This is a genomic window from Clavibacter davisi (assembly GCF_052751415.1).
Window position 1 is genome coordinate 1,364,044 of sequence record NZ_CP199882.1, and the last position, 26,230, is coordinate 1,390,273.

The following is a 26,230-nucleotide window of genomic DNA, read 5'->3' on the forward strand; positions in this document are numbered from 1 at the left end:
TGCCGCCCGCCGATCAGCCCTTCACGGCGCCCGCCAGCGCGTTCGAGCCGCCGAGCGTGCGCGACACGAGCACGTACAGCGCGATGACGGGCACCGAGTACACGAGCGAGAACGCCGCGAGCTGGCCGTAGGCGACCGATCCGTACTGCCCGAAGAAGTCGAAGATGCTCACGGCGGCCGGCTGCTTGTCCGGGCTCAGCAGCAGGATGAAGGGCACGAAGAAGTTCCCCCACGCCTGGATGAACACGAAGATGGACACGACCGCGATGCCCGGACGCATGAGCGGCACGACGATGTGGGTCAGCGTCCGGAACATGGACGCGCCGTCGGTCCACGCCGCCTCCTCGAGCGAGATCGGCACCGAGTCCATGAAGTTCTTCGCCATCCAGATCGCCATCGGCAGGCTCGTGGCGGCGAGGAAGAAGACCGTGCCGCCGATCGAGTCGATGAGGTCGAGCGTGACGAAGAGGCTGTAGACGGGCACCATCATCGCGGTGATGGGGAGGCAGGTCCCGAAGAGGATCCCGTAGAGGAAGGGCTTGTTGATCCGCATCCGGTACCGCGACAGGGGGTACGCCGCGAGGATCGCGACCACCACCGTCACGATCGCGCAGCCGCCCGAGAGGATCATGCTGTTCATCAGCGGGATGAAGGAGATCTCGGGCGTCAGGACGGCGCGGAAGTTCTCGAGCGTGAACTCGCTCGGGACCTTCGCCGACAGGGTCGCCGACGGGTCGAAGGCCGCGAGCAGGAGCCAGACGAGCGGCACGGCGAAGCACAGGGCGACGACCACCAGCACGGCGTTCGAGACGACGCGCATCACGCGGCCGCTCGGCGAGGTCATGCGCGATCCCGGCGGACGGGCCGACCGCCTCGCGCGCGCCGGCCGGGTGGAGGTCGAGGTCATCGTGGTCACGGCCATGGTCAGTCCACCTCCGGGCGGAGCGCCCTGATGTAGATCGCGCTGAACACGGCTCCGACGAGGAGCATGATCGTCGCGATCGCGGTGCCGAAGCCCAGCTGCGAGAACTGGAACGCCTCCTGGTAGGCGAGGATCGGCAGGGTCGAGCTGCTGGTGCCGGGGCCGCCGCCCGTCATCACGTAGATGAGGGTGAAGACCGAGAGCGTCTGCAGCGTGGTGAGCATGAGGTTCGTCGAGATGCTGCGGCGGATCACCGGCAGCGTGATGAAGACGAGCCGCTGCCACCCGGTGGCGCCGTCCACCTCGGCGGACTCGGTGATCTCCGGCGGCACCTCCTGCACGGCGGCGGCGTACACGAGCATCGAGAAGGCGGATCCGCGCCACACGTTCGCGAGGATCACCGACAGCAGCGGCAGCCCGTAGAGCCAGTTCGCGCCCTGGATCCCGAACCAGCCGAGGATCGTGTTGAGCGTCCCCGTGTCGTTGAAGAACGCGTACGCGGCGAACGCCGCGACGATCTCCGGCAGCACCCAGGCGGCGATGACGAAGGTGCCGACGACCGCGCGCACGACCCGGTTCCCCTGGCGCATGAGGAGCGCCAGCCCGAGGCCGACGACGTTCTGTCCGACCACCGCCGAGAAGAACACGAACGCGAGCGTGAGGAGCACCGACTTCGGGAAGTCGGGGTCCGCGAACAGCGCGGTGTAGTTGTCGAAGCCGATGAACCGCGCGCCACCGGCCGCGTACCCGGTGAGGGACGCGTCGGTGAAGGAGCCGTAGAGGCTCGAGATCACGGGGCCGAGGAGGAACAGGGCGAGCAGCACGATGGCGGGGAGCAGCGGGACCGTGCGCGCGCCGGTGCGGAGCGCGCGGGCACGGGCGCGTCCCGGGCGGACGGGCGACGGCCCGCCCGGTGCCCGGCCGTCGCCCGATCCGGCCGCGTCCCTCCCGTCGGCGCCCCGCACGTCGGCGTCGGGGCCGACCGGGACGGGGGCGATGGTGGCCACGGGTCAGTCCTCGGCCTTCTGCGTCCCGTCGGCGCCCACGATGCCGACGAGGGCCTGGTCGTACGCGGCGGCCGCCTCCTCGGGCGTCTGCTGGCCGGTCATCACCGACTCCATGGCGACCGTGATCGCGTTGGAGATGCGGCTGTAGTCGGTGGTCGCCGGGCGGAAGTGCGTGGTGTCGACGAGCGAGGAGAAGAACGCGGAGGTCGGGTTCGAGGAGACGTACTCGGGATCCTCGGCCACGTCGCTGCGCACCGCGATCTGGCTGGCGGCGATGTCGTACGACTTCGAGCCCTCCTTGTCGAGCGCATCGGCGATGAACTCGAACGCCTTGTCGGGGGCCTTCGTCTTCGCGCCGGCGGCGAGGGTCCAGCCGCCGGACATGCTCACCGATCCGGGTGCCTGGCCGTCCTGCGTGGGCATGGGCGCCTGGCCCATCACGGTGTCCCACTCGGGCCACGGGTTCGTGCCGCTGTCGAGCCAGGTGCCGCTCAACCAGGATCCGTCGAGGTCGATGGCGAGCTTGCCCTGGGGCAGCCACTGGCCGGCGACGATGGTGGCGATGTTGGTGTCGAGCGCCTCCTCCGGCTTCGGGCCGACGCCGCCCTGGTAGACGTCGCGGATGAAGCCGAGCGAGTCCTCGAAGCCCTGCGAGCCCGTGAGCCACTTGCCCGAGCCGTCGTCGTAGAGCGTGCCCGTGGGCGTGCCGTAGTGCAGCATCTCGAAGCCCTGCATCGTGGCGCCCTCGCCCTGCGGCTTGCCCGAGTAGACGTTGAGCGGCACGACGTCCGGCAGCTTCGCCTTGATGGTCTTCGCCGCGTCGAGCACGTCGTCCCAGGTCTTGGGTTCCCACGGCACGGGCAGACCGGCCTTCTGGAACAGGTCCTTGCTGTACCAGAGGGCCCGCGTGTCGGTGCCCATCGGGATCCCGTAGACCTTGCCGTCCTCGCCGACGCCCGCCTGCTTCGCGGAGTCGAAGAAGCTCGACCAGTCGTCCCACTTCGCCACGTGCTCGTCGAGGGGGAGGAGGTAGCCGGCGGCGGCGTCGGACTTGACCTTGAAGGTGTCCTCGTACATGACGTCGGGGGCGGTGGCGGGCGAGCGGTTCATCAGCGCGAGCTTCGTGAAGTAGTCGTCGTTCTGCGCGGCGATGGGCACGAGCTCGACCTTCATCCCGGGGTTCGCTGCCTCGAAGGTCTTCGCGGTCTCCTTCATGTGGTCGTCCATCTGGGTGAAGGTGCCGAACTTCTGGTACGCGACCTTGAGGGTCTTCCCGTCCCCGCCGCCGGCGCCGCCCGAGCAGCCGCTGGCGAGGAGGAGGGCGGCGACGGACGCCGCCGTGATCTGGAGGATGCGCGCTCGCGTCCGGCGGTGCGGCGTTCGATTCGTCATGGTGCTCCCTTGCTCCACTGGCCCGGACGGTCGGCGTCGTCGCCGGTCGTCGAGGGTTAGCCAAACGTATGGACTAATCCATGTCAAGACATCAGGCGTCATCCTCGGGCGGTCGCGCGGTGGTCCATGCCGGACCCGGCGGCGCTACGGGCGGATGAGCATCGCCGACGGCCGCGGAGAGAAGGCGTTGTCGAGCACCAGGCAGGCGGCGCCCACCGCGGCCACGTCGTCGCCGATCGCCGACTCGACGATCCGCACGGGGTGCTTGGCGATGAGCGCGGGGGAGCGGCGCACCTCCTCGGGCAGGAGCTCCAGCACGACCCGCGAGATCGGCTGCCAGAAGGGCCCGCCGCAGACCACCTCGTCGAGGTCGAGGAGGTTCACCTGGATCACGACGGCGCGCGCCAGGTGCCGCGCCGCCGCCTCGACGATGCGGCGGGCGGGACCGTCCTCCGCCTCGGCGCGGACGGCCAGGGCCTGGAACGCCTCGCCGATGAGGCGCATGTCGACCGCGTCGCCGCTCGCCGCGGCCTCCGCGAGCGCGGCACCCGAGACGTCGCCCGTCGCGAGGATCCCGCCCTCCACGGCCTGGCGGACGAGCGCGTGCGGCGTGATCAGCTCGCCGACGCAGCCGATCCGCCCGCAGGTGCACCGCCGCCCCCGCGACGCGACCATGATGTGCCCGGCGTCGCCCGCGTTGGAGCTCGCGCCGCGCACGGGCTCGCCGCCCAGCACGAGGCCCGTGCCGAACCCGGTGCCGTAGTAGACGAAGGCGAGGTTCCGGCGGCCGCCGTCGCCGAACCATAGCTCGGCCACGGCCGCGGCGGTCACGTCCTTCTCGAGCAGCACGGGCAGGCCCGTCGCGGTGGCGAGCGCGGAGCGGAGCGGCACGTGGCGCCAGAGCGGCAGCATCGGCGGATCCAGCACCAGGCCCTCGGCGACGTCGATGGGCCCGGGCGCCGCGATGCCCACGCCGAGCACCGCCGCCCGGTCGACGCCGGCGTCGCGGATCAGCCCGTCCACGAGCCGGGCCACGAGCGCGACGACGTCGTCCGGGCGCGACGCGGACGGCGTCGGGGAGCTCGCGTGCCGGAGCACGGCGCCCTCGAGGTCGAGCAGCACCGCGGTGATCACGGCGGGGTCGACGTGCACGCCCACCGCGAGGCGGCCGGCGGCGACGAGGTGCAGCAGGGTGCGGGGCTTGCCGGGCCCGCGGATCACGGTGCCGCCCTCCCGCACGAGACCCTCGTCGATGAGGCGGCGGGCGACGTTCGTGACGGTCTGCGCGCTGAGGCCGGTGCGCTCGGCGACCTCGGACCGGCTCGCGCCCTCGGCCGCGCGTCGGATCGCGTCGAGCACGACCGTGCGGTTGTAGCCGCCGATGGCGGGGAGGTTCGTGCCGCGTCGCATCGGCATCCTCCTCGCGCCCGGCCGCGCCCGCCTTACGCGGGCCCCTCCGCAGTATCCCGGATGCACGGCACCCGCTCGGCCGCCGGCCGCCCCCGACCCCGTTCCCTTACCGCTGCCCGGGGCGGCGGCGACACGCCCGGCCGGGCGTCCTCGGGTCGGAGGAGGGTGGGTGCATGACCGACGTCCTCACCGCCCACGAAGCGGTCCGCACCCTGCCCCTGCCCGTCCCCGCGCCGCGCGGCCCGCTGAGCGCCGCGCTGATCGCCGACCTCCTCGACGCGCCGGCCGGGACCGCGGCGTCGCGGGACGCGGGCGCCGACGGATCCGCGCGCACCGGCAGCGGCACCGCCGGCGACGCCCTCGCCATGGCTGCCGCCCCCGACCTGGCCGCGCTCGCCGCGGAGGCGCTCGCCGCGACGGACGACGTCGTCCGCGACGACGACGTCCAGCTCGCCCTCTTCTGCCTCTACGAGCTGCACCACGCCGGGATCGCCGGGGTCGACGACGACCGCGAGTGGGACCCGCGCCTCATCGCCGTGCGCGGGATCCTCGAGGCCGCCTTCGAGGCCGCCCTGCGCGAGCGCGTCGCCGTCCCCGAGCGTCCCGAGCCCACGTCCGGGGGCGTCGCCGCCGCGCTCTTCGCGCTCACCTCGGCCGACTCCGGGCCGTCGCTGTCGCGCTTCGTCGCCCGCACGGCGACCGCGGACCAGCTCCGCGAGTTCCTCACGCACCGCTCGATCTACACGCTGGGCGAGGCCGACCCGCACTCCTGGGCGATCCCGCGCCTCCGCGGCCGGTCCAAGGCCGCGCTGGTCGAGATCCAGGCCGACGAGTACGGTGGCGGCCGCCCCGAGCGCGTGCACGCGACGATCTTCGGCGCCACCCTCCGCGGCGTCGGCCTCGACGACCGGTACGGCGCCTACCTCGACGACGTGCCCGCGATCACGCTCGCGTCCTCGAACGCCATGTCGCTCTTCGGCCTGCACCGTCGCCTCCGCGGCGCCATCGTCGGCCACCTCGCTGCGTTCGAGATGACCTCGAGCGTGCCGAGCCGCCTGTACGCCAGCGGGATCCGCCGCCTCGGCTTCGGCGACGACGTGGCCTGGTACTACGACGAGCACGTCGAGGCGGACGCGGTGCACGAGCAGATCGCGGCCCACGACCTCGCGGGCGGGCTGGTCGAGTCGGAGCCCGAGCTGCTCGACGACGTGCTGTTCGGCGCCGCGGCCTGCCTCGAGGTCGAGGGCTGGGTCGGCGCGCACGTGCTCGCCAGCTGGAAGGCCGGCCGGTCGTCGCTCCGGGAGGGCTCGACGGCTTCCGTCGTGGCGGCCCCGTGACCGCGCTCCCCGCGGACGACGAGGACCTCGCGGCGCCCGCGCGACCGGCCGCCGCCGAGCCGCCCCGGATCATCGCGTACCCGGACGGACCGCTCCTCGTGCGCGGCGAGTTCGAGATCGTCGACCCCGAGGGCCGGCCCGTGCCGCGCACGCGCACGACGGTCGCGCTCTGCCGCTGCGGCGTCTCCTCGATCAAGCCCTACTGCGACGGCACGCACCGGCTGGTCGGCTTCCGCACGGATCCGCCCGCCCCCGCGGACGGGTAGCGGCAGCGGACTAGAGCCGGGCGCCGGGCACGGCGAACGTGTCGCAGGCCGCCGGGCCGCCCGCGCGACCCGCCTCGAACCAGCGCTGGCGCTGCTCGGCGGATCCGTGGGTCCAGGTGTGCGGGTCGACCTCGCCGCCGCTCGCCGCCTGGATGCGGTCGTCGCCCACGGCCGCCGCCGCGTCGAGCGCGTCCCGCACCTCGGCGTCGCTCACGGGCTCGAGGAACGCCGTGCCCGTGTCGTCGCGGATCTCCGACGCGGCGCCGACCCACGCGCCCGCGTAGCAGTCGGCCTGCACCTCGAGCCGCACGGAGTCCGACGTCGGGCCGGTGCCGCGGCGGTCGGCCCGGTCGAACGCGCCCGAGAGCTGCTGGATGTGGTGGCCCCACTCGTGCCCCACCACGTACATCTGCGCGAGCGGTCCGCCCGAGGCGCCGAAGCGCGTGCGGAGCTCCTCGAAGAAGGTCGTGTCGACGAAGAGCCGCTGGTCCGGCGGGCAGTAGAAGGGCCCGGTGGCGCTCGACGCCTCGCCACAGCCGGTCGTGGTCGCGGCGTCGAAGAGGGAGAAGCCCGGGGAGGCGTAGTCGGCGACGCCCGCCTCGGGCGCCGCGGTGGTCCAGTACGTGTCGAGCGAGTCGGCCGCGCCGGCCATGCGGCAGTCGACGCTCGCGTTCGCCTCCGCACCGGTCGTGCAGCCCTCGATCGCCTCGTCGCGCTCCTGGGACGCGCCGCTCGCGCCGGCCCCGCCCCGTCCGTCGACCAGCTGCGACAGGTCGACGCCCGTGAACTGCTGCACGAGGATCACCGCGATCACCACCACGAGCCCGCCGCCGCCCGCCGCGATCCCGGTCGTGCGGCCTCGGCCGCCGCGGCGCCGGGTGACCTTGCTCGTGTCGATGCGGGCGTCGTCGTCGAAGGTCATGTCCCGAACGTACCCGCGGGCGACGGGGGCGTCAGGAGCCAGCGCGCCCGGCCTCCCCGCGCCGGTGCCCGGGGAGGTCGAGCTCGAACGCGCAGGCCCGTACGTGGTCGAGCGCCCGCGTCACCGCGCCCAGCGTCACGGCGCCGTCCCCGAGCTCCGAGGCGACGACCTCGGGTGCGGGGCCATGCGCGATCTCCGCGAGGAGCGGGATCGTGCGGTGGATGAGGAGACCCGCGGCCGGGGCCACGGCGCCCGCGATGATGATCCGGTCGACGTCGAGCATGCCCTCCAGCACCACGCAGATGCGGGCGAGCCGGGCCGCGAGGCGGTCGACCAGCGCGAGGGCGCACGGATCGCCGTCGTCCGCGGCCGCGAGCACCTCCGGAGCGCCCAGCTGATCCAGCGGCACAGCGGCCAGGGTCGACCGGGCGTCGATCGTCCCGTCGTCGCGTCCGGCGCGCGCCCACTCGCGGAGCAGCAGCCCGATACCGTGGGCCGACCCCACGCCCTCGACGAGGTCGAGCAGCCCCATCTCGCCGGCGGCCCCGCGCCGCCCCCGCACGAGACGCCCGTCGAGCACGAAGCCCGCGCCGAACCGCTCGCCCGCCAGCAGGGTCACGGTGGATGCGACGTCCTGCCCCTGGCCGAACGCCCGCTCCGCGACGGCCGCGAGGTTGGCGTCGTTCTCGACGATGACGTGCGTGCCGGGGCGCGCCAGATGGGTGGCGTAGCCGGGGTTCATGGCCGGCCAGAAGCCGCCGACGCCCTCGGGCGACGCGCCCTCGAGGTCGGTGGGGGCGGGGACGCCGACGGTGATCACGAGCACCTCGGAAGCCGCCACGCCGGCCTCCTCGCGGGCCGCCGCGACGAGCCGCGCGACGGCCGCGCGTCGCGTCGCCCCGGCGTGGGGGCCGCCGGGGTCCGGATCCAGCTCGCCCGTCGCGCGACCGACGACGCGGCCGCGGAGGTCGGCGACGACGGCCGTCGCGTGGTGCTGCCCGGCGTCGACGCCGACGACATGGGCCGCGTCGGCGACGAGCGTGTACCGCCTCGCCGGCCGACCCGTGCGGTAGGCGCCCGTGGACCGGGCGTCGTCGGTCGTGGTCAACCAGCCGCGGGCGATCAGGTCGTCGCAGACCCCGATGACGGTGGACCGCGTGAGTCCTGTGCGGCGGATGAGGTCGCTCGCGGTCACGACGTCGGCATCCCAGGCGTGCCGCAGCACCTCGCCCGCGTTGATCCGCCGGAGGACCCCGGGGGAGGAGGCGCCGGTCGCCGCTGCGATCGTCATGTGCTGCCCGCCTCATGTGGTCGACCGTCGTCCGCTGTTGGCCATTGTGCCACCGGCCGGATTCATCTACGGTCTAAATCTAGACCTCCAATCAACCCGTCCCGGCATCGCCGCCGGGCCGACCACCGGGAGACGACGACGTGCCCACACCCCCGCTGCCCACGCCAGGGCTCCTCACCCGACGCTCCGTCCTCGCCGGGATAGGAGCGGTCGGGGCGAGCCTGGTCCTCGCCGGATGCGCCTCGCCGGGAGGGCCCCGGCGCACCGACATCACCTTCTATCAGACCAAGCCCGAGGCGATCGGGTACTTCTCCGACCTCGTCGAGCGGTTCAACGAGTCGCAGTCGTCGATCCGCGTGAGCCACGACACGACGTCGGGCATCGCCGCGGGCTTCGTGCGCGGCAACCCGCCGGACGTCGCCGCGTTCACCTACAACCTCGAGATGGCGCGGTTCATGGAGCGCGGCGCCCTGAGCGACCTCGGCGACATGCCGGAGGCGTCGACGATCCGCCCCGCGGTGCGGGAACTGGTCGACCAGTACGCGACCTACCCCGGGCGGACGAGCGTGCTGCCGTACTCGATCACCGCCGCGTCCGTCATCTACGACCGGGAGGCGTTCCGCGGGCAGGGCCTCGAGGTCCCGACCACCTGGACGGAGCTGCTCGCCGTGGCCGACGCCCTGCGCGCGGGCGGCGTGGATCCGCTGTACAGCACCTTCCGCGAGCCGTGGACGGTCGCGCAGGGGCTCTTCGACTACACGACGGGCGGATCCCTGGACGTCGCCGACTTCTTCGCCCGGATGGGGGAGGCGGGCACGGAGGTCGGCGAGGGGGCCGGCGTCTCCTTCGAGCGGGACTTCGCGGAGCCCGTCGATCGCATGCTCCAGCTCGCCGCGTACTCCAACCGCGACGCGTCGAGCCGTGGCTACGGCGACGGGAACCTCGCGATGGCCGAGGGCCGGGCGGGCATGCTCATGCAGGGCCCCTGGGCGCTCGCGGAGATCGCGAAGACCGCGCCCGACGCCGACCTCGGCACGTTCCCGCTGCCGATGACGGAGGATCCCGCCGACCGCCGCGTGCGCGTCAACCTCGACCTCGCCCTCTGGATCCCCGAGTCCTCCGCCAAGAAGGAGGCCGCGCGGGAGTTCCTGTCGTTCCTGATGACCCCCGAGATCCAGGACGCCTACAACGAGGAGTTCCTGGCCTTCGGGACGACGACGAGCGCGCCGCCCGTCACCGACCCCCGCATCGTCGACATGCAGGCCTTCTACGACGACGGGGCGTTCTACCAGGGGGCGTCGAAGTCGGTGCCCCTCACCATCCCCACCGAGAACTACGTGCAGGGCATCGTCACCGGCCAGGACGCCGCCGCCACCCTGCGGACCATGGACGCCGACTGGCGTCGCCTGGCCTCCCGCACCTGAACCGCCGACGGATCGAAGGAGATCACCTCGTGGCGACCACCACCCCCATCAGCGCCCGGCCCGTCGCGGCCGCGCCATCCGGCGCACGGCCCCGTGCCGCGCGCACCGGCAGGAGGACCGACCCGGTCTTCTACCTGTTCCTCATCCCGACGCTCGTGCTCTTCACGCTCGCGATCACGCTGCCGGCGGCGCTCGGCGTCTTCTACAGCTTCACCGACTCGATCGGGTTCGGCGACTTCTCCTTCGTCGGCATCACCAACTACACGGCGATGGCCACGGATCCCGCGATCCTCAGCTCCTACGGCTTCACGCTGGGCTTCGCGCTCGTCACGGTGATCCTCGTGAACGTCGTCGCGTTCCTCCTGGCCGTCGGCCTCACCGCGCGCATCCGCTTCAGCAACGCGCTGCGGGCCGTCTTCGTGATCCCCATGGTCGTCTCGGGCATCATCATCGCGTTCGTCTTCAACTTCCTGTTCTCGAACTCGCTGCCCGCGCTGGGCACGGCCCTCGGGATCGGCCCGCTCTCCTCGAGCGTGCTCGCCGACGCGGACACGGCCTGGCTCGCCATCGTCGTCGTGACCGCGTGGCAGGCCGTGCCGAGCTCGCTCCTCATCTACATCGCGGGCCTGCTCGCGATCCCCGGCGAGGTCTACGAGGCGAGCTCGATCGACGGCGCGACGGGGTGGCAGCAGATGCGCTCGATCACGCTGCCGCTCGTCTCCGGCTACATCGTGATCAACACGATCATCGGCTTCAAGAACTTCCTCAACGCCTACGACATCATCGTCGGCCTCACCAACGGCGGGCCGGGCACGTCGACCCGCAGCGTCGCGATGACCATCTTCACGGGCTTCACCGGCGGCGACTACGCCTACCAGATGGCGAACGCGACGCTCTTCTTCGTGATCGCGATCGCCATCTCCCTCCTGCAGCTCAAGCTCACCCGCGGAAAGGCGGCCGTCTGATGGCGAATCCCGCGATCGTGTCCCCGCCCGCGCGCCGCACGGGCGACCCCGACGCGCCGAGGCGCCGCTCCGGCGGCCGCGTCGGGCAGGAGCGGCGCAGCATGCCGCTCACGATCCTGCTGGTCCTCTGCACCCTCACGGTGCTCGTCCCGCTCTACGTCACCGTCTCCATGGCGTTCAAGACGAGCGCGCAGGCGGTCGACGGCAACGCGTTCAGCCTGCCCGCGCCCGTCGACGTGGGCGCGTTCCGGGCCGCGTGGGAGCTCACCGACTTCCCGCGCGCCTTCGGGATCTCCGTGCTGGTGACGGCGGCGACCGTGGCCGGCACCGTGATCCTCGCGTCGCTCGCCTCCTACGCCATCGCGCGGAACTGGGACAGGAAGCTCTTCCGGTACTCCTTCTACTACCTGCTCGCGGCGATGTTCCTGCCGTTCCCGGTCGTCGCCCTGCCGCAGATCAAGCTGACCGGGTTGCTGGGGCTCGACAACCCGGCGGGCGTCGCCATCCTGCACATCATGTTCCAGCTGTCCTTCAGCATCCTGCTGTTCTCGGCGTTCCTCCGATCGCTGCCCGCCGAGCTCGAGGAGAGCGCCCGGCTCGACGGCGCGACCACCTGGCAGGTGTTCTGGCAGCTGGTCTTCCCGCTGCTCGCGCCCATGAGCGCCACCGTCGGGATCTTCGCCTTCCTCGCCTCGTGGAACGACTTCGCGATGCCGTCGCTCATCACGGCGGATCCGGCGCTCCAGACGCTGCCCGTGGTGCAGAGCATCTTCCAGACGCAGTTCAGCAACGACTACAACGTGGCGTTCGCGTCGTACCTCATGGCCATGGCGCCGGCGATCGTCGTCTACCTCTTCACCCAGCGCTGGGTGATGGCGGGCGTGACGCAGGGCGCCATCAAGTGATCCCGGCCGCGGCCTCCTCATCCACCCGCACGACCACCTTCGACCGAGAGGCACCCACCCGATGACCGACCAGCTCGAGCACGCCCCCGACCGGACGCCCCGGACCCCCGACGCCGAGTGGTGGCGCCAGGCCGCCGTCTACCAGATCTACCCGCGCAGCTTCCAGGACACCGACGGCGACGGCATCGGCGACCTGCCGGGCATCACCCGCCGCGTGCCCTACCTCCGCGAGCTCGGGATCGACGCGGTGTGGCTCAGCCCGTTCTACCCGTCCGCGCTCGCGGACGGCGGCTACGACGTCGACGACTACCGCGACGTGGATCCGCGCCTCGGCACCCTCGATGACTTCGACGACATGGTGCGCGCGCTGCACGACGCGGGCATCCGGCTCATCGTCGACATCGTGCCGAACCACACCTCGGACCGGCACGCCTGGTTCCCGGAGGCGCTCGCCTCCGAGCCCGGATCCGCCGCCCGAGCCCGCTACGTCTTCCGCGACGGCCTCGGGGAGCGCGGCGAGCTGCCGCCCGCCGACTGGACGAGCGCGTTCGGCGGACCCGCGTGGGAGCCGGTCGGCGACGGCCAGTGGTACCTGCACTACTTCGCGACCGAGCAGCCCGACCTCGACTGGTCGAACCCCGAGGTGCGCGAGGACTTCCTCGCCACCCTGCGCTTCTGGTCCGACCGCGGGGTCGACGGCTTCCGCGTCGACGTGGCGCACGGGTTGGCCAAGCACCTGCCCGACGAGCTGCCCTCGCAGGCGGAGCTCGACGCGTGGGACCAGACCGCCGGCGACCACCCGCTGTGGGACCGCGACGAGGTGCACGGCATCTACGCCGAGTGGCGCCGCGTGTTCGACCTCTACGACCCGCCGCGCACGGGTGTCGCCGAGGCGTGGGTCGACGCGTCCCGCCGGCACCGCTACGCGAGCGCGGAGGGTCTCGGCCAGGCGTTCAACTTCGACCTCCTCGAGGCGGACTTCGACGCGGAGCAGTTCCAGCGCATCATCACGGCGAACCTCCGCCAGTCCGAGGAGTCCGGCTCGTCGAGCACGTGGGTGTTCTCCAACCACGACGTCGTGCGGCACGCGACCCGCTACGGGCTGCCCCCGCGCGACGGGGATCCCGTGAAGCAGGGCGCGGCGTGGCTGCTGTCGGGCGGGCGCGCGCCCGAGGTCGACGTGGCGGCAGGCCTCCGGCGCGCGCGCGCGGCGTCGCTCCTCATGCTGGCGCTACCGGGATCCGCGTACCTCTACCAGGGCGAGGAGCTCGGCCTGCAGGAGGTCGCGGACATCCCGCACGACGCCCGCCAGGACCCGTCGTACTTCCGGAACCCCGGCGTGGACATCGGCCGCGACGGCTGCCGCGTGCCCCTCCCGTGGGAGCGCTCGGGACCGGCGTTCGGCTTCAGCGACGCAGGCGCGCACCTGCCGCAGCCCGCGTGGTTCGGCGCATCGTCGGTCGAGGTGCAGGAGGCCGACCCGACCTCCACGCTGCACCTGTACCGTCGCGCGCTCGCCCTGCGCGCCGAGCTGCAGACGGGGGAGACGCTCGAGTGGCTCCCAGCGGAGGAGGGGGTCCTGCACGCGGTGCGGCCGGGCGGCTGGCAGGTCGTGGTCAACTTCCGCGCCACGCCCGTGCCCATGCCGGTCGGCGAGGTGCTCGTCGCGAGCGGGCCGCTGGGCGACGACGTCGACTCCGCGGGAGCGGCCCAGCTGCCGGGCGAGACGGCGGTGTGGCTGCGCGCGTGAGCTGAGGCGGTCGAGCTCCCACGCGCGTGATGCGGGACCGCGCGCTCAGCCGTCGGGGACCGGATCCGCGGCGAGGTCCGGGCGGGTGCCCTGCACGACGTCCCGCACCCGCTCGACCGCCTCGCGCACCACGTCGTGCCCGCCGCGCGGCGCGGCCTGCGCGAGCCGCGCGCGCCGGACGAAGCCGTCCCAGTCGCCGCCGCCCGTGCGCAGCGGGCGCGTGGGCGCGAGCAGGGCGGCGCGACGCAGCCATACGTCGGCCTCGCCCGCCCAGCGGTCGAGCGCGGCATCGGCCCTGGCGCGGGCCGGCCCGGCCAGGCGCTCGACGAGCGGGCCGATGACGTCGAGGGCGAGCGGGTCCACGAGGGCCCGCAGCCGCGCGTCCCGCACGAAGCCCTCGATCCTCGTGAGGTCGCCGTTGTCGAGCCGGTCGACGTGCTCCTGCAGCAGCACGACCGCCGCCAGCCGTCGCTCGTACACGCGCGACCGCCAGAGCTCCGAGGCGAGCGCGACCGCCTGGTCGCGGGTCATCCCGGGACGCCGGCGGCCGAGGTCGCGCACCGTGCCGCGCACGGCACCGACGGACGCGCCCACGAACTCGAGGTCCGACCGCAGCCGCTCCCGCTCCGCCTCGGCGCGATACCAGGCGCCCTCGCGTTCGAGAGCCGCCGCGACGAAGTCCGCGTCCTCCGTCATCCGGCGAGCGGCGCCGAGCCCTCGCGGCCGGTGCGGTGCACGAAGGCGCGGCCGAACTCGGTCAGCACCTCCTCCGCCGTGTGCGTCGGCGTCCAGCCCAGGACCTCGCGGGCGCGCGCGGTCGACATGACGGGCACGTTGGCGGCGATGTCGATCCAGCCCGGATCCGTGCGCTGCACGCGCGCCCGCCAGCTCGCCGACACGAGCGCGCGGAGCGCCGGCAGCGGCACGGCCACGACGCGCGCGTCGAGCAGGCGGCCCACGAGCGCGGGATCGACGACCGGGTCGGCGGCGATGTTGAAGGCACCGGGCGCGCTCCGCTCGACGGCGCGCCAGAACGCGTCCGCCACGTCCTCGTTGTGCACGACCTGCGACACGAGCTCCCGGGGGAGCGGCAGCACCGGGGTGCGGGTCGCGAGCCCCATCCAGCGGGTGGGGATGCGGCGGCCCAGGAAGAGGCGCGCGATCTCGGCCGCCGCCTCGTCGTGCATCACGAGCCCGGGGCGCATGCGCGTCACGACGACGTCGGGGTGCGCCAGCTCGAACGCGTCCATCGCGCGCTCGTTCTCGGCCTTGTGCCGGGAGTAGTGCGAGGTGTGGATCCCGCCGGTGGGCCACGACTCGTCGCGCGGCCGGTCCTTGGGCGCCGCGCTGTACGCGCCGACCGAGGAGGCGACGACCACCTGCGGCACGCGCGCCTGCGCGACCGCCTCCAGCACGTGGGCGGTGCCGATGACGTTGGTGCGGTGCATCACGCGCTCGCGGTGGTTCGGCTGCAGGGCCCAGCCCAGGTGGATCACGGCGTCGGCGCCGCGCATGGTGGCCGCGAGCCCGGACACGGCACCCGCCGCGCCGATGTCGGCGAGCCGCCAGGTGACGCCGGAGTACGGCTCGAGGGAGGCGTCGGGCATGCGCCGCGCGACGCCCACGATCTCGGCCCCCGCCGCGTGCAGGCGCCGGAGCACCCCGGTCCCCAGGTTCCCGGTCGCTCCGATGACGACGACGCGCATGCTGCTCCTCTCCTGCGGACGGGACCCGGCGGGCCGGCTGGTCCGCGGGTCCCCTCCATCATGCTCGCCGGAGCGCCGCGTGGAGCCGGTGCGCGGCGGGTGCCCCGCCGACGCTCAGCGGTCGACGGCCTCGATGAGCGAGCCCTGGGCGAAGGTCAGCCAGTCGTAGAGGCTCGCGCTCTCGCGGGGCGCGCGGTCGCGCCAGCCGTCGGCCTCGTCGATCCGCAGCGGCACCGAGATCGCGAGCCGGAGGTCGTTGAGGGTGCGGAGCCAGGCCTGCGCGCCCGTCGGATCCAGCACCACGAGCAGCCCGCGCCGTCCCGCCCCGCGCGCGTCGGCCTCCGCGAGGGTGGCCTCGACCGTGGTCGCGTTCGCGGCCTTCGCCTCCGAGAGGTCGGACGCCGTGAAGCGCCGGAACTCCGCGGACGCCTCCGCGTCGTCCGGGTAGGCGTCGGGCAGCAGCCGCTCGGCCACGGGGGAGGGGGCGGCACCGTCCGTGGCGCCGCCGGTCGCGGCACCCTCGTCGAGGATCCCGCGGAGCTCGCCGAGGAGCCCCCGCAGCATCTGGACCTCGTGCGGCTCGAGGCGCGCGGCGACGGTGCCGTCCGGCCGAGCCCGGAAGGCCCTCACGCGTCCACCCGCTCGAGCGTCGCCCAGAGGCCGTAGCCGTGCATGGCGAGGACGTGGCGCTCGATCTCCTCGCGGATCCCCGTGGCGACGACCGCCCGGCCGTCCTCGTGCACCCGGAGCATGAGCTCGTCGGCGCGCTCGCGCGTGAAGCCGAAGTAGCTGCGGAACACGTAGGAGACGTACGTCATGAGGTTCACGGGGTCGTTCCAGACCACGCAGCTCCAGACCGGCGGGGTGTCGGGGCGCTCCAGCAGGGACGTGTCGGAGCCGGGGCTCGCGCCGGTGCCCGTGCCGGGGTCGCCCGCGGGCGGATCCGCCGCGCGCCGGGCCAGGGGGAGGGGGCGGACGGCGGCGCGCGCGTCCGCGTGGATCGTGGTCATGCCGCTCCTCGGGTGCCCACCCGGCCGATCTCCGGGGACTCCATCCTCTCGCGCCGGGACGGGCCGTCGCGACGCCCCCGTCCTGCGGTCACGCACCGGGCCGCACGAGCCCGCAGTCGTACGCGAGGATCACGGCCTGCACGCGGTCCCGCACCTCGAGCTTCGCGAGCACCCGGCCCACGTGCGTCTTCACCGTCGACTCCGACAGGAACAGGCGTCCTGCGATCTCCTGGTTGGTGAGCCCCTCGGCCAGCGCCGTGAGCACCTCCAGCTCGCGGGCGGTCAGGGGGCGCAGTCGCGGGTCGGCCGCGCCCTCGCCCGTCCCGGCCGCGCCGCCGGTCGCGGGCATCGCGGGGCCGAGCAGCTCGATCATGCGGCGCGTCACGCGCGGGGAGATGGCGGCGTCGCCGTCGGCGACCGCGCGGATCGCCTCCATGAGGTGCTCGGGCCGCGTGTCCTTCACCAGGAACCCGCTCGCGCCGGCGCGGAGGCCCGCGAACGCGTACTCGTCGAGGTCGAACGTGGTGAGGACGATGACGCGCGTCGCCGGGTGGCGCGCGACGATCTCGGTGGTGGCCTCGATGCCGTCCATGCCGGGCATCCGCACGTCCATGAGCACGATGTCGGGCGCGAGCTCGCCGGTCCGCGCGACGGCCGCGCGTCCGTCGGCGGCCTCGCCCACCACGTCGATGCCGGGCTCGGCGTCGAGCACCATCCGGAAGCCCATGCGCACGAGCGCCTGGTCGTCGACGATGAGCACGCGGACGGGGCGGGCGGGGTCGGTCATCGGTCCTCCTGGATCCGCGGGGGGAGCGGGGCACGGCTGTCGCCGTCCCCGGGTCGTACGTCGTGGCGGCCGCTCGGCAGGGTGGCGTGGACGCGCCACCCGCCGCCCTCGCGGCGACCGGCCGACGCGGTCCCGCCGTACACGGCCATCCGCTCGGACACGCCGAGGAGCCCGCGTCCGCTGCCGGGGACGGGCGGCACGACGGGTCCGGTGGCGTCGTCGTCCGTGACCTCGACGGTGATCGCGTCGGGTCGGTGGTCCACGCGCACGTCGACGCGGTCGGCGTTCGGCGCGTACCGCAGCACGTTGGTCAGCGACTCCTGCACGACGCGGAAGACCGCCAGCTGGCGGCCCGGGTCGTCGGGCGGAGCACCCGTCGTGGTGAAGCGCACGGGCAGGCCGGTGGAGCGGAACGAGTCGACGAGCGCGGCCAGCTCACCGTGCCCCGGCTGGGGTGCGCGGAGGGGCGGCGCGTCCGCGTCGGCGTCCTCGGCGAGGACGCCGAGCATCCGCCGCATCTCGGACAGCGAGGTGCGCCCGGTCTCGGCGACCTCGCGCATGGCCTCGCGGGCGAGCTCGGGCCGGGCGACCGCGCTCGCGCCAGCGCCGTCGGCGAGGGTCACCATGACGGTGATGCCGTGCGCGACGATGTCGTGGATCTCCCGCGCGATCCGGGTCCGCTCCGCGGCGGTCGCGAGGAGCGCCTGCTGGTCGCGCTCGCGGGCGAGCTGCACCGCGAGGTCGCGCAGGGCGTCGACGTAGCGCTTGCGGCCGCCCACGTTGGTGCCGATGAGGGTCGCGATGAGCATCGGGATGAGGTTCACGACGAGCAGCGTCGCCGCCGAGGGGTCGAGCGGCCCGGTCCCCGCGGTGGCCGGCACCACGATCGCCGCGAGGAGCCCCGCGCCGCCGAGTCCGAGCCACGCCCGCCGGGTCGATCCGTGGACGGCCACCGCGTACAGCGCCACCGCGATGGGGAACCCGTCGAACGAGTCGGTGACGAAGGCCGTGGCGGCCGCCGCCGCTCCGGCGATCGCGAGCACGGTCACGGGTCGGACGCGCCGCGCCATCAGCGCGACCCCGGTGACGAGCGCCAGCACCACGACCACCACGCCGCCGGCCGGCACGGCCGAGCGGCTGCCGGCGACGACGCCCGAGGCGATCGACGCCCAGGTCACGACGAGGGCGAGCGCCCCGTCCACGATCCGCGGATGACGTGCCATCCAGCCGCGGACGGCTCCGGGCGGGGTGGGCAGGCGGACGCCGTCGGGCGCGGCGACGGTCGCCGCGCCCGACGGCGCCCTCCGGTCCGCGTCGATCAGGCGTCCCGCTTGCGGGCGAGGATCAGCGCGGGCACGAGGATCACGGCGACCCAGCCGACCATCACGAGCAGCGCCTGCCAGAACTCGAGCTCGTCGGGCGAACCGGACGGCAAGGAGTACAGCCGCATCCCGGCGTTGAAGGGCAGGTACTCGAGGAGGTCCGAGACCCACGGCAGCACCGCGCCCAGGATGCTCGCGATCAGCGGCAGGACGAGGACGAGGCCCATCAGGGCGCCGATCCCCGCGGCGCCGTTGCGGAGCAGCATCCCGAAGGCGAACCCCATCAGGCCGATGAGCACGATGAAGAGGGTTGCGCCGAGCATCGCGGTGAACGCCTCCCCGGTGGCGATGTCGATCTTCGCGCCCACGTCGATGAAGAACGCCTGGCCCACGAGCACGGCGGCGACGACGGCCACGGCCGACACGATGAACGTGACGACCGTGAACACGATCCCCTTCGCCACGAGCGCGCCGAGGCGCCGGGGTGCGGCGCTGAACGTCGAGCGGATCATGCCGGTGGAGTATTCGCCGCTGATCGTGAGGACACCGAGCACGCCCGCGACGAGCATGCCGAAGATCGAGAAGGTGAGGGTGAAGCGGAGCAGCAGCGGGGTGGCGGGTTCTCGGCCCAGCGCGAGCTGTTCGCCCATCTGCCCGGCGATGGGGGGCGCGAACATCGCGGAGAAGCCGACGAAGACCAGCAGGATCAGCGCGAAGCACCAGACGGTGGAGCGCAGCGTGCGCAGCTTGATCCACTCGGAGCGCATGAGGCGGGGGAGGGTGGGACGGCCCGACGTCACCGGTGCGGGCGCGGAGGCGGTGCGGGTGGCGGTCATCGTGCGATCTCCTGCTCGGTCGTGCCGACTGCGGCGCTGTGGTACTCGACGTCGCCCTGCGTGAGCGACAGGTAGGCGTCCTCGAGGGACGCGGTGATGGGCGTGAGCTCGTGCAGCACGACGCCCGCGGACATCGCCGCGTCTCCGACCTGCGCGGCGTCGAGGCCGGTGATCTCGATGACGTCGCGCTCGACGCTCGTCACCACGACGTCCGGGCGGGCCACGGCCTGGCCGAGCCGGTCGGCGTGCGGGGAACGGACGCGGACGAGTCCACTCGTGGCCCCCGCGACGACCGCGGCGACGGGCGCGTCCGCGAGCACGCGCCCGCGGCCGAGCACGATCAGGTGGTCAGCGGTCTGCGCCATCTCGCTCATGAGGTGGGAGGAGAGGAGCACGGTGCGGCCCTGGCCGGCGAGGTAGCGCGTGATGTTGCGCACCCACAGCACGCCCTCGGGGTCGAGGCCGTTGACGGGCTCGTCGAGGATCAGCGTGCGCGGGTCGCCGAGGAGCGCCACGGCGATGCCGAGCCGCTGGCCCATGCCGAGGGAGAAGCCGCCGACGCGCTTCTTGGCGACGGGCTGCAGGCCCGTCATCTCGATGACCTCGTCGACGCGGGCGCGCGGGATGCCGTGGGTGGCGGCCATGGCGAGCAGGTGGTTGTAGGCGCTGCGGCCGGTGTGCACGGCCTTCGCGTCGAGGAGCGCGCCGACCTCGTGGAGCGGGGCCTGGAGGTCCCGGTAGCGTCGGCCGTTGACCGTCACCGAGCCGGACGTGGGGCTGTCGAGCCCGACGATCATGCGCATCGTGGTGGACTTGCCGGCGCCGTTCGGACCGAGGAATCCGGTCACCATGCCCGGCTGGACGGTGAAGCTCACGCCGTCCACGGCGGTCTTCGCGCCGTAGCGCTTGGTCAGGTTCTCAGCGACGATCATGCGCGCTGCCTCCTCAGGATGGGGTCGCGGGCCCAGCGCCCGCGGATCCCACGTTAGGGCCGGCCCCTCCGGCGGCGCGTCCCCCCTCCGGCCCCCGCGCTCCGGCCCCCGTGGTACCCGGGTGCCGCGTCAGCGGGCGCGGTCCGCCAGCCCGGCGAGCCGCCGCACCGCCTCCTCGAGCACCTCGGTGCGCTTGCAGAAGGCGAACCGGACGAGCGACGCGTGCTCGGTCGCGAGCGGCTCCCGGCAGAAGGCGGAGAGCGGCACCGCGACCACGCCCGCGAGCTCCGGCAGCCGCAGGCACAGCTCGCGGGCGTCCGGGAAACCGAGCGGCGCCGCGTCCGCGACGATGAAGTAGCCCGCGGCGGGCAGCGTGATCCGGAAGCCCGCGGCCGTGAGGCCGGCGGCGAGGATGTCGCGCTTGGCCCGCAGGTCGTCGGCGATCCCCGCGAAGACCTCGTCCGGCAGGGCCAGGCCGACGGCGATGGCCGGCTGGAACGGCGCGCCGTTGACGAAGGTGAGGAACTGCTTCACCGCGAGGATCGCCGACACGAGCGGCGCGGGCGCGGTCAGCCAGCCGACCTTCCAGCCCGTCGTGCGGAACGTCTTGCCGCCGGAGGAGATGCTGACGGTCCGCTCCCGGGCGCCCGGCAGGGCGGACACGGGCTCGTGCGATCCGTCGTACACCAAGTGCTCGTACACCTCGTCGGTCACGATCACCGCGTCGTGGGCGATGGCGAGCTCGACCACGAGCTCCCGCACCTCCCGCCGGAGCACCGTCCCGGTGGGGTTGTGCGGGTCGTTGAGGAGGATCACGCGCGTGCGGTCCGTGACCGCGCGACGCAGGTCGTCGAGGTCGGGCTGGAAGCGGGGCCCGCGGAGGGGCACGGTGCGGTGCACGCCCCGCGCGAGGGAGATGAGCGCCCCGTACGCGTCGTAGAACGGCTCGAGCGTCACGACCTCGTCGCCCTCCTCCACGAGCGCGAGGAGCGTCGCCGCGATCGCCTCCGTCGCGCCGGCCGTGACGAGCACCTCCGTGGCCGGGTCGACGTCGATGCCGTGGAACCGCGCCCGGTGGGCGGCGATCGCGACCCGGAGCTCGGGTGTCCCGCGTCCCGGCGGGTACTGGTTCGCCCCGGCGGCGATGGCCTCGTGGGCCGCCTCGAGCACCTCGGCGGGGCCGTCCTCGTCGGGGAAGCCCTGCCCGAGGTTGATCGCCCCGGTCGCCGCCGCGAGCGCGCTCATCTCGGCGAACACGGTCGTGCCGGGCGTCCCGTCGTCGGCCAGGAGCATGGCCCCGCGGGCTGCGCGCGTCCACGCGCCGGAGATCGTCATGGCCCCCATCATGGCGGGGGCGCCGCACGCGCGGCCGACCGCCGCGTACGCTCGGGACATCACGGCGGGGGAGCCGGGAGCACGTCGCCATCCGACGCCCGCCCGGTGCGGGCGCCGCATGCGGCGACGCCTGTCAGCACGGCCATAGACAACGCCCAGACTCCACCGTGATGCTGGCACCACCTGAGAGGAGCACCACTGATGACTGACAGTCCCCACGGAGCCGGCGACGACGAGGCCGCGCGCGCACGCGCCACGGGTCCCGACGGCTCCCCGGCGGGCCCGGCATCCTCCGGTCAGGGAGGCGACGGCGACGGGGCGGGCACGGCATCCTCCGGTCCGGCGCGCGAGGGCGATCCCTCCTGGCCCGCCCCCGACGGTCCCGCGGCGGCCGCCCATCCCGCTCCCACGGCACCCGTCACCCCGTCGGCGGACCAGCGCGACACGCTCGCCTACGGCACGGCTGCCGCCGTCCCGCCGGCCGGGTCCCCGCAGGACCCCTCCGCATCCGACACGGGCGCGGCCGCCGCGCCGCCGCGGCGCAAGGCGAGCAAGGCCCTCCCGCTGGTCGCGATGCTCGCCGTGGGCGCCCTCATCGGCGGAGCCGCGGGCGGCCTCACGACCTGGGCCGTGGCGCACGACGACGACGCCTCCGACGCGGTGAGCCAGTCACCGGCCAACATCACGGTCAACGACCCCGAGGACGCCACGCCGATCACCGCCGTGGCGGCCAAGGCCTCGGGATCGGTCGTCACCATCTCCGTCGCGGGCGCCACGGGTGCCGGCACCGGATCGGGCGTGATCCTCTCCGCCGACGGCTACGTCCTCACCAACACGCACGTGGTCACCCTCGACGGTGAGATCGGCGACGGATCCATCCAGGTCAAGACCGCGGACGGCGCGCTCTACACGGCCAAGCTCATCGGCACCGACCCGGTGGTCGACCTCGCCGTCATCAAGCTCGACAGCGCGAGCGGGCTGACGCCCATCGAGTTCGCCGACTCGTCGAAGCTCAACGTCGGCGACACGGCGATCGCGATCGGCTCGCCCCTCGGCCTCTCCGGCACGGTCACCGACGGCATCGTGAGCGCCCTGGACCGCAGCATCCAGGTCGCCTCCTCGGCGGCCCCGCAGACGCCGGGCGACGGCAGCCAGAGCGACGAGACCCCGTTCAACTTCTGGCCGTTCGGCAACGAGGGCAAGGGCGGCTCCGGCCAGGGGGGCTCCGGCCAGGGCGGCTCCGGGGGCCAGGGGCAGCCCGCGGCGAACATCAGCCTCGCGGTGATCCAGACCGACGCGGCCATCAACCCCGGCAACTCCGGCGGGGCTCTGCTGGACGGCGACGGCAAGCTCATCGGCGTCAACGTGGCCATCGCGAACGCGAGCGGGACGAGCGGCACCTCCGGGAACATCGGCGTCGGCTTCGCGATCCCGTCCAACCTCGCCAAGCGCGTGGGCCAGGAGATCATGCAGGGCGGCTCCGCCTCGCACGGACTGCTCGGCGCCAGCGTCCGCGACGTCGCCAAGGGCGACTCGTCCACGCCGGTGGGCGGCGCGTTCATCGCGGAGCCGCAGAGCGGCGGGGCGGCGGCGGACGCCGGCCTGCGCTCGGGCGACATCGTCACGGCCTTCGAGGGCCGGCCCATCAGCAAGGCCAGCGACCTCACGGCGCAGGTCCGCGCGATGCCCGGCGGCAGCGACGTGAAGCTGACGGTCATCCGCGGCGGGCAGAAGCAGCAGGTCGACGTGAAGCTCGGCACGCTGCAGCAGTAGCGGTCACGACGGAGGGGCGGGTCGGCGAGAGCCGGCCCGCCCCTCTCGCACGCCGGGGTCGGGTTATCCGGCAGGCTGGTAAACTCCTGCGAGGCTCGGCCAGGCAGGCCCCGGCCGCACCTCCTCCACGAGATCGGCTCAGATGGCGAACCACCCGCGACGCGACCCCGTCGCCGGCATCCCCGGCGGACTGCCCGCCGTCTCGTACGTCATGCCGATCCTGAACGAGGCGGCGCACGTGCGCGCGGCGGTCGAGAGCATGATGCGCCAGGACTACGGCGGCGACTTCGAGGTCGTCCTCGCGCTGGGCCCGAGCACCGACGGCACGACGGAGGTCGTGCGCGAGATGGCCCGGGCGGATCCGCGCATCACGAGCGTGGACAACCCCAGCGGCTCCACCCCCGGCGGCCTCAACGCCGCGATCCGCGCCACCCGGAACCCCGTGGTGATCCGCGTCGACGCGCACTCCCTCCTCCCGCGCGACTACACGCGCATCGCCGTCGAGACGCTGCAGGCGACGGGCGCCGACAACGTCGGCGGCCTCATGTCGGCCGAGGGTCGGACGCCGTTCGAGAAGGCCGTCGCCCGCGCGTACGGCGCCCGCGTCGGCCTCGGCGGCACCGCGCATCACGTGGGCGGCGAGGAGGGGCCGGCGGAGACCGCGTACCTCGGGTCGTTCCGGCGTGACCGGCTCCTCGAGGTGGGGCTCTTCGACGAGGGGGTCCGTCGCGGCCAGGACTGGGAGCTCAACCGACGGCTCCGCCGGAGCGGCGGGCTCGTGTGGTTCACCCCGCGGATGAAGGTCACCTACCGCCCCCGCTCCACGTTCCCGTCGCTGGTCCGGCAGTTCTTCGCGACGGGGCTCTGGCGCGGCGAGCTGGCGCGCCGGTACCCGCGACAGAACGGCGTCCGCTACTTCGTGCCCCCCGTGGCGGTGGCGGGCGTGGCGACGGGGCTGCTCCTCGGCGCCGCCGGCGCGATCGGACCCGCCGTCGGGCTACCGGGCCTCCGCCGCCTGGTCGGCGCGTTCGCCGTCCCCGGCCTCTACGCGGGGTTCGTCCTCGTGAGCACGGTCGGCGTCGCGGCGCGCGACGGGGCGGCCACGATGCTGCGGTTCGCGGCGGTGCTGCCGTGCATCCACTTCAGCTGGGGCACCGGCTTCGTGCTGGGATTCCTGCACCTCACCGACGACCTCGACGGGCACACGGGACGATGACCTCCGCGACCGACCCCGCCGCTCGCGGCCTGCCCGGATCCATCGCCGAGCTGCGCCGCGTCACGCAGCCGCCCGAGGTCCGGCTGCGCGCCAACGCCGAGCACTGGACGGCGCACCTCTACCTCCGCGACCTCTCGCCGTACCTCACGTGGCTGCTGCTCCGCACGCGCATCAGCGCCAACGGCGTCACGGTCGTGATGATCCTCACCGGCTGGGCCGCCGCGGCCGCGCTCCTCATCCCGGGCATCGCCGGCGCGGCGCTCGCCCTGGTGCTCGGCCAGCTGCAGATGCTCGTGGACTGCTGCGACGGCGAGGTCGCGCGCTGGCGTCGGACCTCGTCGCCGGTCGGCCACTTCCTCGACGCAGTGGGGCACTACTCGACGGAGACCCTCATCGCGCTCGCGCTGGGGATCCGCGCGGCCGCCTACCCGTTCGAGGCGCCGGACGACCTCCCGTGGACGACGCTGGCCTTCGCCCTGGCGCTGGTCATCGTGCTGAACAAGGCCCTGAACGACATGGTGCGCGTGGCCCGCGCGTCGGCCGACCTGCCCAAGGCGCCCGCGGGCGCGGGGACCGTGGCCTCGCAGCGGTCGCTCATCGCCACCGCGCGCCGCATCGTGCGCTTCCTGCCCTTCCACCGGATGTTCCACTCGGTGGAGCTCACGATCGTGACCTTCGTCGTCGCGCTCGCGGGCCTCCTGCTCGGCCAGCCGGAGACCGACCGCGTCTTCCTCGTCGCGCTGGTGCCGCTCGCCGTGCTCGCGCTCGTGGGCCACTTCGTCATGATCGTCACCTCGCGCCGTCTGACCTCCGCGTGACCGGCTCCCTGCCGCGCGTCGGCGTCGTCGTGCTCAGCCAGGGGCGGCGTCCGGACGGCCTCGCCGCGGCCCTCGCGTCCGTCCTGCGGCAGGAGGGCGTCGCGCTCGACGTCGTCGTGGTCGGCAACGGCTGGGACCCGACGGGCCTGCCGGCCGGGGTCCGCGGTCTGCACCTCCCCGAGAACCTCGGGATCCCGGCCGGCCGCAACGCCGGGGTGCCGCTCGTGGTCGGCGACGCGCTGTTCTTCCTCGACGACGACGAGACCGTCCCGAGCGCGTCGTTCGTCCGGGACGCACTCGCGCTGATGGGGGAGCGGGGCGACGTCGCGCTCGTCCAGCCGCGCATCGTCGACCCGACGGGAGCCGCCACGCCCCGCCGGTGGATCCCACGGATCCGCAAGGGCGACCCGGCCGACTCGAGCGCCGTCTTCTCCGTGCTCGAGGGCGCGGTCGTCGTGCGCCGCGACGCGTTCGAGGCGGCCGACGGCTGGGCGGGGGAGTTCTTCTACGCCCACGAGGGGATCGAGCTGGCCTGGCGGATCTGGGACCAGGGGCTGCGCGCCTGGTACGCCGGCGACCTCGTGGCCCACCATCCGGCCGTCGCGCCCACCCGGCACGCGGAGTACCACCGCCTGAACGCCCGCAACCGCGTCTGGCTCGCCCGCCGCAACCTGCCGCTGCCCCTCGTCCCCGTCTACGTCGGGACGTGGACGGCCGTGCAGCTGATCCGCAGCGCCCGCGGCGGCGACGGTCTGAGCACGTGGCTGCGCGGCTGGCGCGAGGGCTGGACCACCTCCCCGGGCCGACGCCGGCCCCTGTCCTGGCGGACCGTCGTCCGCATGACGCGCGCGGGCAGGCCGCCCGTCATCTGATCGTGACCCGGCATCCCGCGGTCACGATCTCC

At 73.9% G+C, this 26,230-nt stretch carries 25 protein-coding genes; 10 read left to right on the top strand and 15 right to left on the bottom strand.

Annotated elements, in window-relative coordinates; genetic code table 11:
* Positions 1-13: 13 nt before the first annotated feature.
* The 4 genes from ACU4ZT_RS06495 to ACU4ZT_RS06510 all read right to left on the bottom strand — a co-directional run bounded on the left by ACU4ZT_RS06495 (position 14) and on the right by ACU4ZT_RS06510 (position 4,731).
* Entirely contained in the window at positions 14-922 is a 909-nt protein-coding gene (locus ACU4ZT_RS06495) for a carbohydrate ABC transporter permease (RefSeq protein WP_442870648.1), read from the bottom strand.
* Between the two features lie 2 nt (positions 923-924).
* Positions 925-1,929: a carbohydrate ABC transporter permease gene (locus tag ACU4ZT_RS06500; RefSeq protein WP_445338424.1), complete on the bottom strand. Its 1,005-nt coding sequence runs from the start codon at positions 1,927-1,929 to the stop codon at positions 925-927.
* Between the two features lie 3 nt (positions 1,930-1,932).
* On the bottom strand, positions 1,933-3,321 hold the full coding sequence (locus ACU4ZT_RS06505) for an extracellular solute-binding protein (protein ID WP_445338426.1): 1,389 nt from the start codon (positions 3,319-3,321) through the stop codon (positions 1,933-1,935).
* Between the two features lie 144 nt (positions 3,322-3,465).
* Positions 3,466-4,731 (bottom strand): ROK family protein, encoded by a 1,266-nt coding sequence (locus ACU4ZT_RS06510; protein WP_063071221.1) that lies wholly within the window; start codon positions 4,729-4,731, stop codon positions 3,466-3,468.
* A gap of 173 nt (positions 4,732-4,904) precedes the next feature.
* Between ACU4ZT_RS06510 and ACU4ZT_RS06515 the strand changes: the two genes are divergently transcribed.
* Positions 4,905-6,068: an iron-containing redox enzyme family protein gene (locus tag ACU4ZT_RS06515; RefSeq protein WP_414748087.1), complete on the top strand. Its 1,164-nt coding sequence runs from the start codon at positions 4,905-4,907 to the stop codon at positions 6,066-6,068.
* Positions 6,065-6,334, top strand: a complete 270-nt coding sequence (locus tag ACU4ZT_RS06520; protein ID WP_063071222.1) for a CDGSH iron-sulfur domain-containing protein — start codon at positions 6,065-6,067, stop codon at positions 6,332-6,334. The genes ACU4ZT_RS06515 and ACU4ZT_RS06520 overlap by 4 nt, the downstream gene beginning before the upstream one ends.
* Before the next feature lie 10 nt (positions 6,335-6,344).
* Here ACU4ZT_RS06520 and ypfJ read toward each other — a convergent pair whose 3' ends face one another.
* Complete coding sequence (gene ypfJ / locus ACU4ZT_RS06525) at positions 6,345-7,256, bottom strand: KPN_02809 family neutral zinc metallopeptidase (RefSeq protein ID WP_414748086.1); 912 nt, start codon at positions 7,254-7,256, stop codon at positions 6,345-6,347.
* Positions 7,257-7,287: 31 nt separating this feature from the next.
* Positions 7,288-8,547 (bottom strand): ROK family transcriptional regulator, encoded by a 1,260-nt coding sequence (locus ACU4ZT_RS06530; RefSeq protein ID WP_414748085.1) that lies wholly within the window; start codon positions 8,545-8,547, stop codon positions 7,288-7,290.
* 140 nt (positions 8,548-8,687) lie between these two features.
* Here ACU4ZT_RS06530 and ACU4ZT_RS06535 point away from each other — a divergent pair, with 140 nt between their 5' ends.
* The 4 genes from ACU4ZT_RS06535 (at position 8,688) to ACU4ZT_RS06550 (ending at position 13,591) form a co-directional block, all read left to right on the top strand.
* On the top strand, positions 8,688-9,971 hold the full coding sequence (locus tag ACU4ZT_RS06535) for an ABC transporter substrate-binding protein (RefSeq protein WP_414748084.1): 1,284 nt from the start codon (positions 8,688-8,690) through the stop codon (positions 9,969-9,971).
* Positions 9,972-10,000: 29 nt separating this feature from the next.
* Entirely contained in the window at positions 10,001-10,936 is a 936-nt protein-coding gene (locus ACU4ZT_RS06540) for a carbohydrate ABC transporter permease (RefSeq protein ID WP_081234927.1), read from the top strand.
* Positions 10,936-11,841: a carbohydrate ABC transporter permease gene (locus ACU4ZT_RS06545; protein ID WP_063071225.1), complete on the top strand. Its 906-nt coding sequence runs from the start codon at positions 10,936-10,938 to the stop codon at positions 11,839-11,841. The genes ACU4ZT_RS06540 and ACU4ZT_RS06545 overlap by 1 nt, the downstream gene beginning before the upstream one ends.
* Positions 11,842-11,902: 61 nt before the next feature.
* Positions 11,903-13,591, top strand: a complete 1,689-nt coding sequence (locus ACU4ZT_RS06550; protein ID WP_063071226.1) for a glycoside hydrolase family 13 protein — start codon at positions 11,903-11,905, stop codon at positions 13,589-13,591.
* A gap of 45 nt (positions 13,592-13,636) precedes the next feature.
* On the opposite strand, the gene ACU4ZT_RS06555 is transcribed toward ACU4ZT_RS06550, so the two are convergent.
* From ACU4ZT_RS06555 to ACU4ZT_RS06595, 9 genes are all read right to left on the bottom strand, one after another.
* On the bottom strand, positions 13,637-14,287 hold the full coding sequence (locus ACU4ZT_RS06555; RefSeq protein WP_445338429.1) for a DNA alkylation repair protein: 651 nt from the start codon (positions 14,285-14,287) through the stop codon (positions 13,637-13,639).
* Complete coding sequence (locus ACU4ZT_RS06560) at positions 14,284-15,297, bottom strand: NAD-dependent epimerase/dehydratase family protein (RefSeq protein ID WP_414748081.1); 1,014 nt, start codon at positions 15,295-15,297, stop codon at positions 14,284-14,286. The genes ACU4ZT_RS06555 and ACU4ZT_RS06560 overlap by 4 nt, the downstream gene beginning before the upstream one ends.
* A 114-nt stretch (positions 15,298-15,411) precedes the next feature.
* On the bottom strand, positions 15,412-15,927 hold the full coding sequence (locus tag ACU4ZT_RS06565; RefSeq protein ID WP_445338430.1) for a DUF2017 family protein: 516 nt from the start codon (positions 15,925-15,927) through the stop codon (positions 15,412-15,414).
* Positions 15,924-16,307, bottom strand: a complete 384-nt coding sequence (clpS, locus tag ACU4ZT_RS06570; protein ID WP_414748080.1) for an ATP-dependent Clp protease adapter ClpS — start codon at positions 16,305-16,307, stop codon at positions 15,924-15,926. The genes ACU4ZT_RS06565 and clpS overlap by 4 nt, the downstream gene beginning before the upstream one ends.
* Before the next feature lie 88 nt (positions 16,308-16,395).
* Complete coding sequence (locus ACU4ZT_RS06575) at positions 16,396-17,094, bottom strand: response regulator transcription factor (protein WP_063071231.1); 699 nt, start codon at positions 17,092-17,094, stop codon at positions 16,396-16,398.
* The gene (locus ACU4ZT_RS06580) at positions 17,091-18,317 is read right to left on the bottom strand and encodes a sensor histidine kinase (protein ID WP_445338433.1); all 1,227 of its coding nucleotides are present in this window, start codon (positions 18,315-18,317) and stop codon (positions 17,091-17,093) included. The genes ACU4ZT_RS06575 and ACU4ZT_RS06580 overlap by 4 nt, the downstream gene beginning before the upstream one ends.
* Before the next feature lie 95 nt (positions 18,318-18,412).
* Positions 18,413-19,252, bottom strand: a complete 840-nt coding sequence (locus tag ACU4ZT_RS06585) for an ABC transporter permease subunit (RefSeq protein WP_063071233.1) — start codon at positions 19,250-19,252, stop codon at positions 18,413-18,415.
* On the bottom strand, positions 19,249-20,184 hold the full coding sequence (locus ACU4ZT_RS06590) for an ABC transporter ATP-binding protein (RefSeq protein ID WP_063071234.1): 936 nt from the start codon (positions 20,182-20,184) through the stop codon (positions 19,249-19,251). Before ACU4ZT_RS06590 ends, ACU4ZT_RS06585 begins: the two co-directional genes overlap by 4 nt.
* 129 nt (positions 20,185-20,313) lie before the next feature.
* The gene (locus tag ACU4ZT_RS06595) at positions 20,314-21,519 is read right to left on the bottom strand and encodes an aminotransferase class I/II-fold pyridoxal phosphate-dependent enzyme (RefSeq protein WP_445338435.1); all 1,206 of its coding nucleotides are present in this window, start codon (positions 21,517-21,519) and stop codon (positions 20,314-20,316) included.
* 201 nt (positions 21,520-21,720) lie between these two features.
* On the opposite strand from ACU4ZT_RS06595, the gene ACU4ZT_RS06600 reads away from it, so the two are divergent.
* The 4 genes from ACU4ZT_RS06600 to ACU4ZT_RS06615 all read left to right on the top strand — a co-directional run bounded on the left by ACU4ZT_RS06600 (position 21,721) and on the right by ACU4ZT_RS06615 (position 26,198).
* Positions 21,721-23,292, top strand: coding sequence for a S1C family serine protease (locus tag ACU4ZT_RS06600; protein ID WP_445338437.1), 1,572 nt, complete (start codon positions 21,721-21,723; stop codon positions 23,290-23,292).
* A gap of 142 nt (positions 23,293-23,434) precedes the next feature.
* Positions 23,435-24,508: a glycosyltransferase family 2 protein gene (locus ACU4ZT_RS06605; protein WP_063071237.1), complete on the top strand. Its 1,074-nt coding sequence runs from the start codon at positions 23,435-23,437 to the stop codon at positions 24,506-24,508.
* Positions 24,505-25,326, top strand: a complete 822-nt coding sequence (locus tag ACU4ZT_RS06610; RefSeq protein ID WP_063071238.1) for a CDP-alcohol phosphatidyltransferase family protein — start codon at positions 24,505-24,507, stop codon at positions 25,324-25,326. Before ACU4ZT_RS06605 ends, ACU4ZT_RS06610 begins: the two co-directional genes overlap by 4 nt.
* Positions 25,323-26,198, top strand: coding sequence for a glycosyltransferase family 2 protein (locus ACU4ZT_RS06615; protein WP_063071239.1), 876 nt, complete (start codon positions 25,323-25,325; stop codon positions 26,196-26,198). Before ACU4ZT_RS06610 ends, ACU4ZT_RS06615 begins: the two co-directional genes overlap by 4 nt.
* Positions 26,199-26,230: the final 32 nt, after the last annotated feature.